The sequence below is a fragment of the Brevundimonas sp. TWP2-1 genome (assembly GCF_049897645.1).
In the GTDB taxonomy this organism is placed as follows: domain Bacteria; phylum Pseudomonadota; class Alphaproteobacteria; order Caulobacterales; family Caulobacteraceae; genus Brevundimonas.
In genome coordinates, this window is the sequence record NZ_JAFCWR010000002.1 from 444,068 (window position 1) to 456,743 (window position 12,676).

At 63.5% G+C, this 12,676-nt stretch carries 17 protein-coding genes; 12 read left to right on the forward strand and 5 right to left on the reverse strand.

Annotated features, from left to right (window positions below; genetic code table 11):
• Window positions 1-25: 25 nt before the first annotated feature.
• Window positions 26-334 (reverse strand): hypothetical protein, encoded by a 309-nt coding sequence (locus ACP7BH_RS12370; protein ID WP_425985610.1) that lies wholly within the window; start codon window positions 332-334, stop codon window positions 26-28.
• Between the two features lie 467 nt (window positions 335-801).
• Here ACP7BH_RS12370 and ACP7BH_RS12375 point away from each other — a divergent pair, with 467 nt between their 5' ends.
• Complete coding sequence (locus tag ACP7BH_RS12375) at window positions 802-2,271, forward strand: recombinase family protein (protein WP_425985612.1); 1,470 nt, start codon at window positions 802-804, stop codon at window positions 2,269-2,271.
• Here the strand turns inward: ACP7BH_RS12375 and ACP7BH_RS12380 are convergent.
• From ACP7BH_RS12380 to ACP7BH_RS12395, 4 genes are all read right to left on the reverse strand, one after another.
• The gene (locus tag ACP7BH_RS12380) at window positions 2,163-2,402 is read right to left on the reverse strand and encodes an RNA polymerase sigma factor (RefSeq protein ID WP_370650367.1); all 240 of its coding nucleotides are present in this window, start codon (window positions 2,400-2,402) and stop codon (window positions 2,163-2,165) included. The two genes, ACP7BH_RS12375 and ACP7BH_RS12380, sit on opposite strands and share 109 nt — an antisense overlap.
• Window positions 2,403-2,479: 77 nt before the next feature.
• Complete coding sequence (locus ACP7BH_RS12385; protein WP_425985614.1) at window positions 2,480-3,007, reverse strand: helicase; 528 nt, start codon at window positions 3,005-3,007, stop codon at window positions 2,480-2,482.
• Between the two features lie 1,118 nt (window positions 3,008-4,125).
• Window positions 4,126-4,275: a hypothetical protein gene (locus tag ACP7BH_RS12390; RefSeq protein ID WP_425985615.1), complete on the reverse strand. Its 150-nt coding sequence runs from the start codon at window positions 4,273-4,275 to the stop codon at window positions 4,126-4,128.
• 352 nt (window positions 4,276-4,627) lie between these two features.
• Window positions 4,628-5,602, reverse strand: a complete 975-nt coding sequence (locus ACP7BH_RS12395; RefSeq protein WP_425985617.1) for a sodium-dependent bicarbonate transport family permease — start codon at window positions 5,600-5,602, stop codon at window positions 4,628-4,630.
• Between the two features lie 81 nt (window positions 5,603-5,683).
• Here ACP7BH_RS12395 and ACP7BH_RS12400 point away from each other — a divergent pair, with 81 nt between their 5' ends.
• From ACP7BH_RS12400 to ACP7BH_RS12450, 11 genes are all read left to right on the forward strand, one after another.
• On the forward strand, window positions 5,684-6,565 hold the full coding sequence (locus ACP7BH_RS12400; RefSeq protein ID WP_425985619.1) for a LysR substrate-binding domain-containing protein: 882 nt from the start codon (window positions 5,684-5,686) through the stop codon (window positions 6,563-6,565).
• 211 nt (window positions 6,566-6,776) lie between these two features.
• Window positions 6,777-6,962, forward strand: coding sequence for a DUF465 domain-containing protein (locus ACP7BH_RS12405; RefSeq protein WP_425985621.1), 186 nt, complete (start codon window positions 6,777-6,779; stop codon window positions 6,960-6,962).
• 88 nt (window positions 6,963-7,050) lie between these two features.
• Window positions 7,051-7,521, forward strand: a complete 471-nt coding sequence (locus tag ACP7BH_RS12410) for a tellurite resistance TerB family protein (protein ID WP_425985624.1) — start codon at window positions 7,051-7,053, stop codon at window positions 7,519-7,521.
• Window positions 7,518-7,700 carry a hypothetical protein gene (locus ACP7BH_RS12415; RefSeq protein WP_425985626.1) on the forward strand — a complete coding sequence of 61 codons (183 nt, stop codon included), beginning with the start codon at window positions 7,518-7,520 and terminating at the stop codon, window positions 7,698-7,700. Before ACP7BH_RS12410 ends, ACP7BH_RS12415 begins: the two co-directional genes overlap by 4 nt.
• Window positions 7,701-7,728: 28 nt before the next feature.
• Complete coding sequence (locus tag ACP7BH_RS12420) at window positions 7,729-8,715, forward strand: TerC family protein (RefSeq protein ID WP_425985627.1); 987 nt, start codon at window positions 7,729-7,731, stop codon at window positions 8,713-8,715.
• Window positions 8,712-9,308 carry a carbonic anhydrase gene (locus ACP7BH_RS12425; RefSeq protein WP_425985629.1) on the forward strand — a complete coding sequence of 199 codons (597 nt, stop codon included), beginning with the start codon at window positions 8,712-8,714 and terminating at the stop codon, window positions 9,306-9,308. Before ACP7BH_RS12420 ends, ACP7BH_RS12425 begins: the two co-directional genes overlap by 4 nt.
• 316 nt (window positions 9,309-9,624) lie before the next feature.
• Entirely contained in the window at window positions 9,625-10,608 is a 984-nt protein-coding gene (locus ACP7BH_RS12430) for a calcium/sodium antiporter (RefSeq protein ID WP_425985631.1), read from the forward strand.
• A 420-nt stretch (window positions 10,609-11,028) separates the two neighbouring features.
• A complete protein-coding gene (locus ACP7BH_RS12435; RefSeq protein WP_425985634.1) occupies window positions 11,029-11,157 on the forward strand; it encodes a hypothetical protein in 129 nt (42 codons plus the stop codon).
• A gap of 46 nt (window positions 11,158-11,203) precedes the next feature.
• Window positions 11,204-11,950, forward strand: coding sequence for a Bax inhibitor-1/YccA family protein (locus ACP7BH_RS12440; protein WP_425985636.1), 747 nt, complete (start codon window positions 11,204-11,206; stop codon window positions 11,948-11,950).
• Between the two features lie 30 nt (window positions 11,951-11,980).
• Complete coding sequence (locus ACP7BH_RS12445) at window positions 11,981-12,268, forward strand: zf-TFIIB domain-containing protein (RefSeq protein ID WP_425985638.1); 288 nt, start codon at window positions 11,981-11,983, stop codon at window positions 12,266-12,268.
• Window positions 12,269-12,353: 85 nt separating this feature from the next.
• Window positions 12,354-12,587 (forward strand): hypothetical protein, encoded by a 234-nt coding sequence (locus tag ACP7BH_RS12450; RefSeq protein WP_425985640.1) that lies wholly within the window; start codon window positions 12,354-12,356, stop codon window positions 12,585-12,587.
• Window positions 12,588-12,676 lie beyond the last annotated feature (89 nt).

The following is a 12,676-nucleotide window of genomic DNA, read 5'->3' on the forward strand; positions in this document are numbered from 1 at the left end:
CGCAACCGCTTGAACGTCCGCCCGCCTAGAACAGCGACAACTGCCTGCTCGCCTGATCGAAAGCCTTCCATTCCTGCGAACGCGACGCTTGGTCAAGCCACGCCTCTACGAAGGCTTCCGCGCTGTCGTAACCGTCCATCGCTGCCCTGGGAGTGAAGTGTGACCTGTATCCCGTCTCGGTGATCGGTAATGGCGCTCGCTCGGGTGACACGCTCACGACTTCCAGATGGGCCATATGGGTTCGGTCGTCATAGATCAGATAGTCGGCGTTCCATCGGATTTCGATCTCGATGCCGTTCCAGCGTGTCCGAGTTATTGAGTAGTCGTTCTTCATATCCGCCTCTGGGGTTTGGGTTCGTACTGAACCCTTGCCCGTCGGCGAGACTGGGGGAGCAAACGGAGCGGGAGGCTTCGCGGGGACCCGGCTGCAACGAACTCTGTGAGAGAAGCTGGGCGGATGCCTCTTCGGAGTGCGCAGGGGGCAACGCCTCAAGCTTCTTGCGATAGGGATTGTCACCCGAATGGGACGAGATCGCCGGCGCAGCCGGAAGCTCGGGGCACAGCCTAAAGCCCGCCGCGCACGGCGCGGATCGCCCGTTGAGATAACCACCCCATTACGGCGCCTGGTCGGTTTCACGACCTTCGTTCCGTAGGCCGCTAGGGATAGGGATAGGGCTAGCACCCGAATGGAATATGATCGCCAGCGAGGCCGGAAGCTCGGCCGCCCGCGTTGCGTGCTTTGACAAGCAAAGGTCGGGCGAGTGCTGATGTCCCAAGTCATAGATGACGCGGGAGATGAAAATGCAGGTTTCGCCAATTAGAGCGGCGCAGTACGTGCGTATGTCGACAGAGCGACAGGAATACTCGCCGACATTCCAGAAGGCGACCAATGAAGCCTTTGCGGTCGAGCATGGGATGCAGATCGTTCGGACTTACGAAGACGCCGCCGTTAGCGGGGTCTCTCTCCGGAAGCGAGACGGTCTAAAAGCCCTTTTGGCCGACGTGCTTTCAGGAGACAGCGGTTTCACCTGCGTCCTTGTTTACGACGTCAGCCGATGGGGCCGGTTCCAAAATTCCGACCAGGCCGCCTACTACGAGTTCATGTGCGTTCAGGCGGGCGTACCTGTCCTCTATTGCGCTGACGGCTTTAAAAACGACGGCAGTCCGATGTCGCAACTGATGAAGCATATCAAACGGACCATGGCGGGCCAGTACAGCCATGACCTTTCCGAGAAGGTGACACGCGCTCAGCGTGGACTATTGGCCCAAGGATTCTGGACCGGAGGGCGGGCTCCGCTCGGCTTGCGGCGGATATTCACGCGCAGTGATGGCACGATGCTCGCCGCACCATCGGGTTCGTTCGTCCGTAAACAGCAAGGTGTGCGAACCAAGCTCATCCTGGGCCCGGGCGCCGAGGTGGAGTTCGTGCGTCGAATATTCGCGCTCTATCTTCGTCCGAAGGCGACCACTGTGAGCGTCGCGCGAAAACTGACGGCAGATCCGGGCGCGAATGCTGAGTGGGGTGATTGGTCAGCCAGACGAGTGCGGTACATCCTCGATAACCAGGCCTATATCGGCAAACTCATCGGCGGGCGTTACTCCAGACCAGTCGGCGTCAAGTCTGGGGGCGCCCTGCCTCGCGCCGACTGGATCGTCGTAGATGACGGCGTCCCCCCGATCGTGACAAAGGATGTCTTCGAGGCCGCACAACGAAAGCGGCAGCGCAACCGAACTCCTGTTGCTTGTAAAGCCGCGCTCGCAGATCTGCGGCGCGTTGGCGCCGACCATGGCTACATCAGTCAGGGCCTCATTCGACGCTTCGGCCGATGGAGCCCCGGCGTTTACTACCGGCAAGTCGGCCCTATGCCGGTCATTCGCGATCTACTGAACCTGCCTATGCCGTCCAAGTTCGCGAACCATCACCTTTTTAAGGGCGACATGAACCGCCACGGTCGAGGCAAGCCGAGATATTCGATGGAGGATTTGCACCAGCACCTGAAACGGGCCTTTGCCGAGCATGGCAGCCTGTCGCGTGAGATACTGGACGCTTACGGTACGCCCAGCACCTACACGATCTACCGTCGCTACGGCTCAATGGCCGCCGCGTATCTGGCCGCTGGTTATCAGCCGAGTGGGCTTCAACTCCAGAAAATGGCGGAGCATCACTCCTCGGAAATCCTGACCGCCCGCGCGAGGCGAGCAAGTGCGGCAGCAAATGCCGCCTCCGCAGCCTCCGGGGCTATCCCAAGATGCGATCCGATCTCGCCGTAGGTGAGCCCCCCGAAACGATGGAGAACGAACACGTCGCGAAGGTTGGTAGGCAGTCGCAGGATCGCCGCCTTAAGGACATCCGCAGAGCTTCTTGCACGTCGGCGTTTTGGCCGGGACTTCGGCGTTGTCATCCCGCTCGTCCTCCAGTCGATTCCTATGATGGCTCCATCATTAGCAGCACGTAGTCGATCGCCTTCCGGCTAGGCGTTCAACAAGTTCCTTGGGAAATCGCGATGAGGTCCATCCGCGATCTCGTGATCATTGCGTGGGCCTCCGGATGGTCCTCGGGCCAGACCAGACGCTCAACGACTGCCAGCCGCGCAACGATCGCCTCCAAGGTCGCCGCGCTGGAATCAGGGATCGCCTCTAGAAGACGCTCACGCTTGTCGAATAGCGTGGCCAAGATGCCGTCTATGTCGCGAAGCTCTTTGGACCATGGCAAAGCCTGCTGTTCAGTCGGCGTGAGGTTGCACCACGAATGCTCCCGGATCAGCCAGCCTTCCAGCTTCGCCCAACGGGTCTGGAGACGCTCTATCTGGTCATCGACGGCCAGCCAGTTTCTGCACCGCCGCGTCGCTACGTCCGAAGCGGCATCGGCGGCGGGAATCAGGGCAGCGGAAGCGGCAGCCGGATTGGCGGCCCCAAACGCAACGGCCGATGTGCCGGCGATGAGCGCGCGCCTGGAAAGTGCAGGCAGGCGCGCGTCCTCGATGCCCGTCTTTCGACGCGAGCCCATGACTAAAGCCTTCTAATCACCTATGATTATTTCATGATCGCCGAAGGCAAGTATCGCGTCAATAGAAAATAGTCTTTCATGATAATAAAATCATCATCGCTGTGCTGACATCCCCACAAATCAAGGCCGCGCGCGCCCTCCTTAGTTGGAGCCAGCCTTCGTTGGCGAAGGCGTCGGGCCTCTCGCTGCCCACCATCGTGCGTATGGAGAGCCAGCTCGGTCCGGGGCGTAGCTCTGCCGCTAATGTCGAAGCTGTTCAGCTGGCTCTTGAAACCGCTGGGGTCACCTTCCTGGAAGGGACAAGCGAGTCGGGGCCGGGAGTGCGCCTAAAACGTGGACTTGAAGGATCATGACTTAGTTAGACGCCGCTGGAAGGAGACCTCCCTTCTGTCGTCTACGGGTGGTTTGCGGACATGGGCTCGAACCATGATCAAAGTCGCCTATGCGCCAGATTCAGACATTGGCGACACGCCGGAAACACGACATTCAGATGGGCTTCAAAGGCCCGATTCCAAGCCCAATGCAAAAGTCGTCGTCCGACACATATCGGACCTTAGCGGCGTCGCTTTTGAAACAGACGCTAGTGTCTAGCAACCACCTACAAGCTTAAGCGTTTGGAGCTTGCTGCAACCGTGGAGCTGCAAGACGCCGCCATGCGCAGACAGTCGTCTTTTCGGTTGCTCCAGCGCATCCCGAACGAGCGCGAAATGGATCGGATGAAGTCCGACCACCCCTTCTAGGGCGTCTTTGCCTCGGACCTGATGGGTTTCACGATATTCGACGTGCGCTCGGAACAGACTCTCGCGATCAACGATCGCTTTCTCGCTATGACCGGTCACACTCGGGCAGACTTTGAGGAAGGTCGGCGGGATTGGCGTGCCTTCACACATGACGAATACCCTGTCACGCCTCCATCGCGGCACGCGGACAATGCGCCCACGTAGTCGCACCCGGCCAGCTCTTCATAGGGCAAATGGAACCCCTCCCATCATGCTCGACCAACTCCTGCCGCTGGCCTGATACTTTTGCTTGGCACACGGACAACACGTGCCTGTGTCAATTAAGGTCGCTGCCCGGCCGCCCCCCGCGGGGAGCTTCGGCCGGGTGCGAACCGTAGGTCAGTTGGGCTCGAGGTTGTCGATGCAGGTCTGCGGGTCATCGGTGCTGAAGCAGGCCTGGTAGTCGATCTCATTCTGGACTTCGGCGGGGGTCGGCTCGCCCAGTGAGGGGAAGCTGAACAGGGCGGCGAGGAAGCTGAGCAGGAACATGGTTTGTCTCCATTGCTAAGGACCGGTGTTCCGGTCCCATGAACCTCTAGTCAGCGACGCGGCAATCGGATGCGGCAGGAGCGCATTATTTAGTCCCCTGGGCGCGGCCGGAGGTTTGTCACAACAGCGAGCAGTTCCTGATGCTGACCGTGCTTTGGTTTAGCACATCACGGAACAATGTTATCAACAAAGCGGCGTGGACTATCAACGAAGCGGCGTGGACAAGGTGTCTGATCCACAGTCGGATTGACGCGATCAGGATGAAGCCCGGGAGCTCATCCGTTGGACCGGGCATCTCGGCGAGGGCCGGGGCACTGTCCCGGCTGCCCACCGACCGCCCCTCTTTCGGCCGTCACCGCCAAATCCACATGGCCGCTGTCGTATAGAGGGCGATGCCGATGGTCAGATTGAAGGGGAAGGTGATGGCCAGGGAGGCCGTGACGAACACCCCCGTATCCGCCTGGGGCGCGGCCAGCCGCATGGCGGCGGGCACGGCGATATAGGAGGCGGAGCCTGCCAGGATGGTCATGAGGGCGGCATCTCCGACTTCCAGCCCTATGACGCGCGACAGGCCCAGAGCCAGTGCGGCCGACAGCAGGGGAAACCCGATCGCGAAAGCGACGATGCCGACACCGAGTTTGCGCCCGCCTTCCATCAGCCTACGGGCTGCGATCAGACCTGTGTCGAGCAGGAAGACGCACAAAGCTCCCTGGAAGAGCGGACCGACGAAGACATCGAGCTTGGCCATGCCGGCCTGACCTGAGATGACCCCAACCAGGAAACTGCCCAGCAGCATCACAGTCGCAGCCCCGACGAAAACTTCGCGCAGGATGGTGCGCCGCCGCCCCGGCTCGCCGCGCGCCGCGCCGTTCAGCAGGATCAGGGCGGTCAGGATGGCCGGCGTTTCCATCAGCGCCAGCACGGCGGCCATATAGCCTCCTGATGCCAGCCCTAAGCTCGCCAGATGCTGCTGGCCGGCCGCGAAGGTGACGACCGAGACCGACCCGTAGGTGGCCGCCAGAGCGCAGACCGTGCTCCGGTCGATGCGCGGGATCCGCCGCAGGAGCCACACCGCCAGAAGCGGCATCAGGGCGCTGAGCGCGATCCCCAGAACCGCAGCCGACAGAAAGTCACTGTTCAGCCCTGCGGCCCGGGCCTCGACCCCGCCCTTGAAGCCGATGCAGAGCATCAAATAGAGCGACAGCGCCTTGGCCACGGGCTCCGGGATCGTCAGGTCCGATCGCGCGAAGGCGGCGGCGGCCCCGATGAAAAAGAACAGGATGGCGGGCGAGGTCAGTAGGGCCAGACTGGCCGAGAAATCAGGCATGAGGGGGTCCTTCGGGGCGCGGACCTTTCGTCTCGACCGTCATAGCAATCCAGTTTAATGGCGTTATGCAACCCATAACGGATGCTGATGACCGTGAGCGGACGCCTGACCAATCTGGACATCGACCTGCTGCGGACCTTCGTGGCCGTGGTCGAGAGCGGCAGTTTCACACGAGCCTCGGCGGAGCTGGGGCGGACGCAGCCAGCCGTGAGCCTGCAGATCCGGCGCCTGGAAAGCCAGCTGCAGGCGCCTCTGATCGATCGCGGCGCCAAGGGCATGGGGCTGACCACGGAAGGCGCCGCCCTTCTGCCGCAGGCGCGCAAACTCCTGCGGGTCAATGACGAGATCGTCGCGGCGCTCGGCGAGGGCGACCTGGAGGGCGAGGTCCGGTTCGGCGCACCGGAGGATATCGCCACCATGCATCTGCCCGGCATACTCGGGGCCTTCGCGCGCAGTCACCCGCGGATCCGGCTGTCGGTGATATGCGACTACACCGCCAATCTGCTCGACCAGATGTCGCGCGGCATGCTCGACCTGGCCCTAATCAAGCGAGAGCCGGTCGGGCCGGATCTGGGCGTCCGGGTCTGGCGCGAGCCTCTCGTCTGGGTCGCCCTGGATGCCTCGATCGTCGAGCTGGAGCCGCTCCCGCTGATCGTCGCACCGGCTCCTGATATCTATCGCAAGCGCGCGCTCGGCGCGCTCCAGGACGCGCAGATCGCGTTTCGCGCCTCCTTCACCTCGCCGAGCCTGGCCGGCCAAATGGCGGCCCTGCGCGCGGGGCTGGGGGTGGGCGTCCTGCCCTCGGCCATGGCCCCGCGCGATCTCACCGTCCTGGGGGAACCCCTGCCGCCGTTGAGCGAGAGCGAGATCGCCCTGGTGTCCGCGCGGGGTGCGAGCGGGCCGACGGGCCTTCTGGCCCAGGAGGTGCTGCGAAGCCTGGAGCGCGGGCCGGCACACCCATAAGCGAACCTTATGGCCCGCATGAACGCTTCTGATTGGCGGGATGGGGCTGGCGGGATCAGTGTCTTGGAGCGGCCCGGGCCCCTCTGACGATCGATGGCGATCGTGATGTCGGACCGCATCGGGTGCGCTCGATAACGGGGTCCGCGTTTCAGACCAGATCGAACCGGATGCCTTGTCATAAGGCGCGCCCCTTCAGAGATGGAGAGGCTCAATGTCTATTGTACTTGCGAACCGTCTGCGGGGCGTTCACGCCCTGCTCGAGATGGCCCTGAAGGACGAGCGGGCGCGTCCTCGCCCGGACGACCTCACCCTGGCACAGATCCGCAAGAAGAAGCTGGCAATTAAGGACCGGCTGGCGATCTTCGAGCGATCGCTGGCCTCGGCCGCGTCCCGGTAGAGCCCGGGCGCTGCCTCACCGCGGTCAACGTGCCCTCCTCCCTCTTGCATCCCACGTCCATCGCGAACCGATGGCGGACAGGACAGACATGCCCAGATCTCTCAAACACCACCGCCGCCGTACCATCCATCCCGACGATGTCTGGACGCCCGGCGACATGGTTCAGATGGACGCCGTGGTGGCCGCCTGTGCCCTGGTCGCCCAGGCGGACGGCTGGGTCACACCGAGAGAGCGCAACCGCATGGTCGAGCGCATGCGGCAGGCCTCCGCCGTCAGCTTCTTCGGAGCGCACGAGGTCATCGATGCCTTCGAGACCCTGAACTTGAGGTTCGAGCGCGATCTGGACGATGGCGAAGCCACCGCCCGAACGGCGGTCAGCCGGTTGCGCGGGCACGCGGGACCCTCGCGTCTCCTCGTCGAGACCGCCTGTTCGGTCGCTGCGGCCGACGGCGGCTTCGATTCGGAGGAACGCGCGGTTATCCTCGATCTGTGCCGCTGGCTCGGCCTGAACGCCGCAGAATTCGACCTGGTGCCCGAGCCGGCCCGGCCCCCCCGATGAGAGTGCCCCCCAGCCAGGGTGCCGGCCAGGCTTGGGCGACCCTCCTCGCTCAGACCACCTGCCGCGTGGCGGCCCACCGCAGCAGCCCCACCGACAAGCCGGTCACGGCACCGGACGCGGTATCGGCCGACACCGTGACGCGGCCGCCGAGCCGCCACACCTTCGACATTCGCGTCTGAGCGACGCACTGACAACGGATTGATCTCTATGGAATTTCTGACCCAGGACTTCCTGACCAAACCGGTCTGGATGTGGGCGGCCTTCCTCACCCTCGTCGTAGTCCTTCTCGTGCTGGACCTGGGCGTCCTGCATCGCAAACACCGCGAGATCGGTGTGCGCGAGAGCCTGCTGATGTCGCTCGGCTATCTGACCCTGGGCGTCGCCTTCGGCGGCTGGGTCTGGTTCAGTCTGGGCCAGCAGTCCGGCATCGAGTATCTGACCGGCTTCGTGGTCGAGAAGTCGCTGGCGATGGACAATGTCTTCGTCATCGCGATGATCTTCAGCTATTTCGCCATCCCCCAGAAATATCAGCACCGGGTGCTGTTCTGGGGCATCCTGGGCGTCATCGTCCTGCGCGCTATCATGATCGCGGGCGGCGCGGCCCTGGTCTCCGAGTTCGGCTGGGTCCTGTACATTTTCGCCGCCTTCCTGATCCTGACCGGTATCAAGATGATCGCCATGGCCGACAAGAGCCACGACATCGGGGACAATCCGCTGCTGCGGCTGCTCAAACGGCGCCTGCGCGTGACTGATCAGCTGCATGGCGAGCGGTTCTTCGCCAAACTGCCGGACCCCAAGACCGGTCGGCTGGCGACCTATGTCACCCCGGTGTTCCTGGCCCTGGTCATGATCGAGATCGCCGATGTGATCTTCGCCGTCGATTCCGTCCCGGCCATCTTCGCCATCACCACCGATCCCTACATCATCTACACCTCCAACATCTTCGCCATCCTGGGCCTCAGGGCGCTGTATTTCGCCCTGGCCGCGATCATCCACCGCTTCGCCTATCTCAAACAGGCCTTGGCGATCCTGCTGATCTTCATCGGCTCCAAGATCTTCGTTGCCGATCTGGCGGGCTGGGAGAAGTTCCCGCCCGCCATCTCCCTGGGCATCACCTTCATCATCCTGACCGCCGGCATTGTCTGGTCTCTGTGGCGGACGCGCGCGACATCGCCGGACCAGGTGGCGCCATGACACTGCCACCGGACGATCCGCTGGTCGTGGGCTATCGCCGTTTCCGCGCTGGCCATTGGCCGGCACAGGCGCGGCGATACGCCGGACTGGCCAAGCGGCGCCAGGCACCGACGACCGCCGTCATCGCCTGCTCCGATGCCCGCATCGATCCGCAGACCATTTTTGATGCAGCGCCCGGCGAGCTGTTCGTGATCCGCAACGTGGCCGGCCTGGTCCCGCCCTATGCCCCGGACGGCGGGTGCCACGGCACGAGTGCGGCTCTGGAGTATGCCGTCAAGATCCTCAAAGTCCGGCGGATCGTGGTCCTGGGCCACACCAACTGCGACGGGGTCCACGCCATGATCCACGGGCCCCTGCGCCATGCCCAGGACTTCCTGGGCCCCTGGATGGATATCGCCGAGCCGGTGATGTGGCCGATGCCCGAACAGGGTGCCGGTCAGGCTTTCGAAGCGACGATCGAGGACGCGGTGCTGCGCCTGTCACTCACCAATCTGAGGTCCTTCCCCTGGATTCGCGATGGCGAAAAATCAGGACATCTGACACTTCAGATCTGGCGGTTCAGCATCGCCACCGGCGAGCTGCAGACCCTGTGAATGGCCAGGGTCAGCGTGTCCGGCGTCGGCCGCACGATTGTGCGGCATGCACCAGAGGCGCGGAACCGAAAGAGGACGCTGATGGCTTGCCCCCGCTGCGAGCAAACGGTCCGCCATGAACCTGTATGCTTGCACCGGCCACCATCGACCCGGACTTGGGCCTCATCAAACCGCGGTCACAGCGACCGCCGGTTTAATGGGATACGCCGTCAGACTAAGTGTCGATGTCTCGACGGTCACGGAAGCCCGTCACTTGACTTGATGCGCCGCGGTCCCGGAAAGGGCCGCCCTCTCTTTAGCCGAAAGCCTCGCGCCCGTGTTTAACGATACCCTGTTGCTGCTCATTGGTCTCGTCCTGCTGATTGCCGGCGGTGATCTTCTTGTCCGGGGGGCGGTTCGGATCGCCGAGCGACTGCGTCTGTCGCCCATGCTGATCGGTCTGACCGTCGTCGGCATGGGGACCTCGATGCCGGAGTTGGCCGCAAGCCTGCAGGCCAGCTTCGCCGGATCTCCAGGCATCGCGATTGGCAACATCGTCGGATCGAACATCGCCAATGCCTTGCTGATCCTGGGGACCGCGGCGGTCATCTCGCCGATAGCTGTCAACGCTCGAACGCTGTGGCGCGACGGTGGCGTAGGGTTCTTGGCAGCGCTATTGCTGCTGGCCGCGGGCGCGACAGTCGGTCTGTCCCGAGAGGCGGGTCTTGTCTTCCTGTTCCTGATGGTCGGCTATGTGTACCATGCCTACCGGCAGGAACGCCGCGGGGCGCCTCACACCGCAGCCTACGATCGGGCCGTGGCGATGGAAGAGGTCGATCCCGACTTTGTTCCGCACGATCGACCTTCGGGACGTCTCGGGGTCGCTCTCGTGCTCTTCGTGCTGGGGCTCGCCCTGATCGTCGGCGGGGGTAGCCTGCTCGTCGATGGAGCCATCGGGATCGCACAACAGCTTGGCGTCAATGATGCGGTCATCGGGCTTACGATCGTCGCGGTCGGCACCTCCATGCCGGAGCTGGTCACCTCCGCCGTGGCGGCCTGGCGCAAGCAAGGTGATATCGCCCTGGGCAATGTTCTGGGCTCCAACATCTACAACATTCTGTTCATAGGCGGACTGACCGGCGTCATCGCTCCGACAACTATACCGGCCACCATGATGGCGTTCGATCTCTGGGTCCTGATCGTTGTGTCCGTGGCGGTGATGCTCCTCGCCCTAACAGGCCGACGCCTGAGCCGGGGAGAAGGCCTTCTTCTGGCTGTCGGCTATCTCGGCTACGCCGGTTACACTGCGGGCCTGATCTAGGCCGGTCGCCGCCTGTCGACGCCGAGCGCCGAAAACCGCCTAACACCGCGCGCGGACCGAGGCCGGGGTCATGGCCCGATCAAGGTCTAATCCGAGGGGGCAAGCGGGCTTGATCTCAGCTCCCGTTGCGGTCACGACCAGGTGGCTGCGACAGACGACGCCGCCGATCCGGGCCCCGCGATGTCGTCATCCGCGCGCTTCGCGCCCCGCGGTTACCCATGTCGTGCCGTTATCGGCCGCATGACCATTCCTCATTGGCCACCGGATCAAGGCCCTGGCAATCTGCTCATGCGGGCCGGGCCCCTCTGGCGATCATGGGATCGCGATGTCGGACCGCATCGAGCGCGCTCGATGCCGGGTCCCAACGCCACCCCCTTCGGCCCGACCATCCGGTGCTCTCTTTGATAGGAGGAGAGGCCAATGACCTACCGTACCCAACGCAAGTTCCGGCGCTACAGCACCATCATGGCGCTCAATCTGATGACGGCCTGCCTGCGGCTGGCCCGGTTCTTTCGCGCCTTGCGACCGCGCCCGTCGCGGCGCGCGTAATCCCCCTTCCCGCTTCCCATCGTTCCGCCCAGGAGACACGGTCCCGATGAACGCCTTCGACACCCCCTACAGACCGCGCCGGACGGTGAGACCCGACATGGCCGTCGATACCGGGCTGCGCGACTTTATGCTCGGCGTCTATAACAAGATGGGCTTGGGCCTGCTGGTTTCGGCTGGCCTGGCTTGGGCCAGCGCCGCCTACGGTCCTTTGCGCGACAGTCTTTTCGTCATTTCTGACGGCCGGCTGACCGGCTATACGCCGCTCGGCCTGGCGCTGACATTCGCCCCGCTGGTTGTGCTCCTGGGGTCGGCCCTCCTTTTGCGGAATGCCACGCCTCGCCTGGCCAGCCTACTGTACTGGTGCGTGGTGGCACTCATCGGGGCATCGCTGGGGGCCCTGGCGCTCCGCTACACCGGCCAGAGTCTGGCCTCCACCTTTCTGGTGACGGCCGCCGCCTTCGGCGCGCTCAGTTTTTACGGCTATACGACAAGGCGCGATCTCAGCGGACTGGGGACGTTCCTGATCATGGGGGTGATCGGCCTGATCCTGGCCGGACTGGTCAATCTGTTCCTCCAGTCCTCAATCCTGATGCTGGTCATTAGTGGCCTGGGCGTACTGATCTTCGCCGGACTGACGGCGCACGACACCCAGCGGCTCAAAATGACCTACTACCAGCTAGGTGGCGACCGGGCCGCCCTCGGCTCAGCCACCAGTTTCGGCGCGCTGAGCCTGTATCTGGATTTCATCAATCTGTTCCAGTTCCTGCTCGTCTTCCTGGGCCAGCGCCGCTGACCCTCCGCCCCTATCCCACGGAGATCCTTCATGCCCCTGCTGCTCTGCCCCAACGACAATGCCGCCATGAGCACCGTCACCCGAAACGGCATCGAGTTCGACATGTGCCCGACCTGCCGGGGCGTCTGGCTGGATCGCGGTGAACTCGAGAAACTGATCGAGGCCGGCTCGGGCCCGGGCGCTCCGCCGCTGGCCCCAGCCAGCCCGCCGCCTCACTACTCCGACCGGAACGATCGGCACGGTCGGGACGACCGCTACGACCGGGATGACGGTTACCGCAAGAAGAAGCGGCGGGACATCTTCGACATCTTCGACTGACCCTTCGTGCGATTACGACCGTGATCACCGCCTCCCCCCGGCGACCGCCACCAGGAGCCTCGACAGGATCCGGAAATACGAATCGATGAGCGAGACCCTGTTTGCCGAACTGATCCTTGACAGCGAATGTCATACCGCAACCTACACGCCAGAGGGGTACATCCTGTCCTGCCGTCGCGGTCAGGCGAGGGCCTTCACCACCATGATTGATGACGCCATAGACCAGCTTGGGGATGACTATGTGTTGTTTCCCAGTGACATCCGCATCGGCCAGGACGGATACGATCATGCGATCCTGACGCGGCTCGCCGAGCCTTGAGCTCTAACGGCCGGGTGAGGGCCGGGCCGGGTCCCGGGAGGATCAACCGCCGCTCTCCCGCTGCTGGCCGAAAGCGGATGGGGCCAGAC

Excerpts from the sequence above, each read along its gene's own strand:
- ACP7BH_RS12370 (WP_425985610.1), bottom strand. The coding sequence starts at position 334 with ATGAAGAACGACTACTCAATAACTCGGACACGCTGGAACGGCATCGAG.
- ACP7BH_RS12375 (WP_425985612.1), top strand. The coding sequence starts at position 802 with ATGCAGGTTTCGCCAATTAGAGCGGCGCAGTACGTGCGTATGTCGACA.
- ACP7BH_RS12380 (WP_370650367.1), bottom strand. The coding sequence starts at position 2,402 with ATGACAACGCCGAAGTCCCGGCCAAAACGCCGACGTGCAAGAAGCTCT.
- ACP7BH_RS12385 (WP_425985614.1), bottom strand. The coding sequence starts at position 3,007 with ATGGGCTCGCGTCGAAAGACGGGCATCGAGGACGCGCGCCTGCCTGCA.
- ACP7BH_RS12390 (WP_425985615.1), bottom strand. The coding sequence starts at position 4,275 with ATGTTCCTGCTCAGCTTCCTCGCCGCCCTGTTCAGCTTCCCCTCACTG.
- ACP7BH_RS12395 (WP_425985617.1), bottom strand. The coding sequence starts at position 5,602 with ATGCCTGATTTCTCGGCCAGTCTGGCCCTACTGACCTCGCCCGCCATC.
- ACP7BH_RS12400 (WP_425985619.1), top strand. The coding sequence starts at position 5,684 with ATGCTGATGACCGTGAGCGGACGCCTGACCAATCTGGACATCGACCTG.
- ACP7BH_RS12405 (WP_425985621.1), top strand. The coding sequence starts at position 6,777 with ATGTCTATTGTACTTGCGAACCGTCTGCGGGGCGTTCACGCCCTGCTC.
- ACP7BH_RS12410 (WP_425985624.1), top strand. The coding sequence starts at position 7,051 with ATGCCCAGATCTCTCAAACACCACCGCCGCCGTACCATCCATCCCGAC.
- ACP7BH_RS12415 (WP_425985626.1), top strand. The coding sequence starts at position 7,518 with ATGAGAGTGCCCCCCAGCCAGGGTGCCGGCCAGGCTTGGGCGACCCTC.
- ACP7BH_RS12420 (WP_425985627.1), top strand. The coding sequence starts at position 7,729 with ATGGAATTTCTGACCCAGGACTTCCTGACCAAACCGGTCTGGATGTGG.
- ACP7BH_RS12425 (WP_425985629.1), top strand. The coding sequence starts at position 8,712 with ATGACACTGCCACCGGACGATCCGCTGGTCGTGGGCTATCGCCGTTTC.
- ACP7BH_RS12435 (WP_425985634.1), top strand. The coding sequence starts at position 11,029 with ATGACCTACCGTACCCAACGCAAGTTCCGGCGCTACAGCACCATCATG.
- ACP7BH_RS12440 (WP_425985636.1), top strand. The coding sequence starts at position 11,204 with ATGAACGCCTTCGACACCCCCTACAGACCGCGCCGGACGGTGAGACCC.
- ACP7BH_RS12445 (WP_425985638.1), top strand. The coding sequence starts at position 11,981 with ATGCCCCTGCTGCTCTGCCCCAACGACAATGCCGCCATGAGCACCGTC.
- ACP7BH_RS12450 (WP_425985640.1), top strand. The coding sequence starts at position 12,354 with ATGAGCGAGACCCTGTTTGCCGAACTGATCCTTGACAGCGAATGTCAT.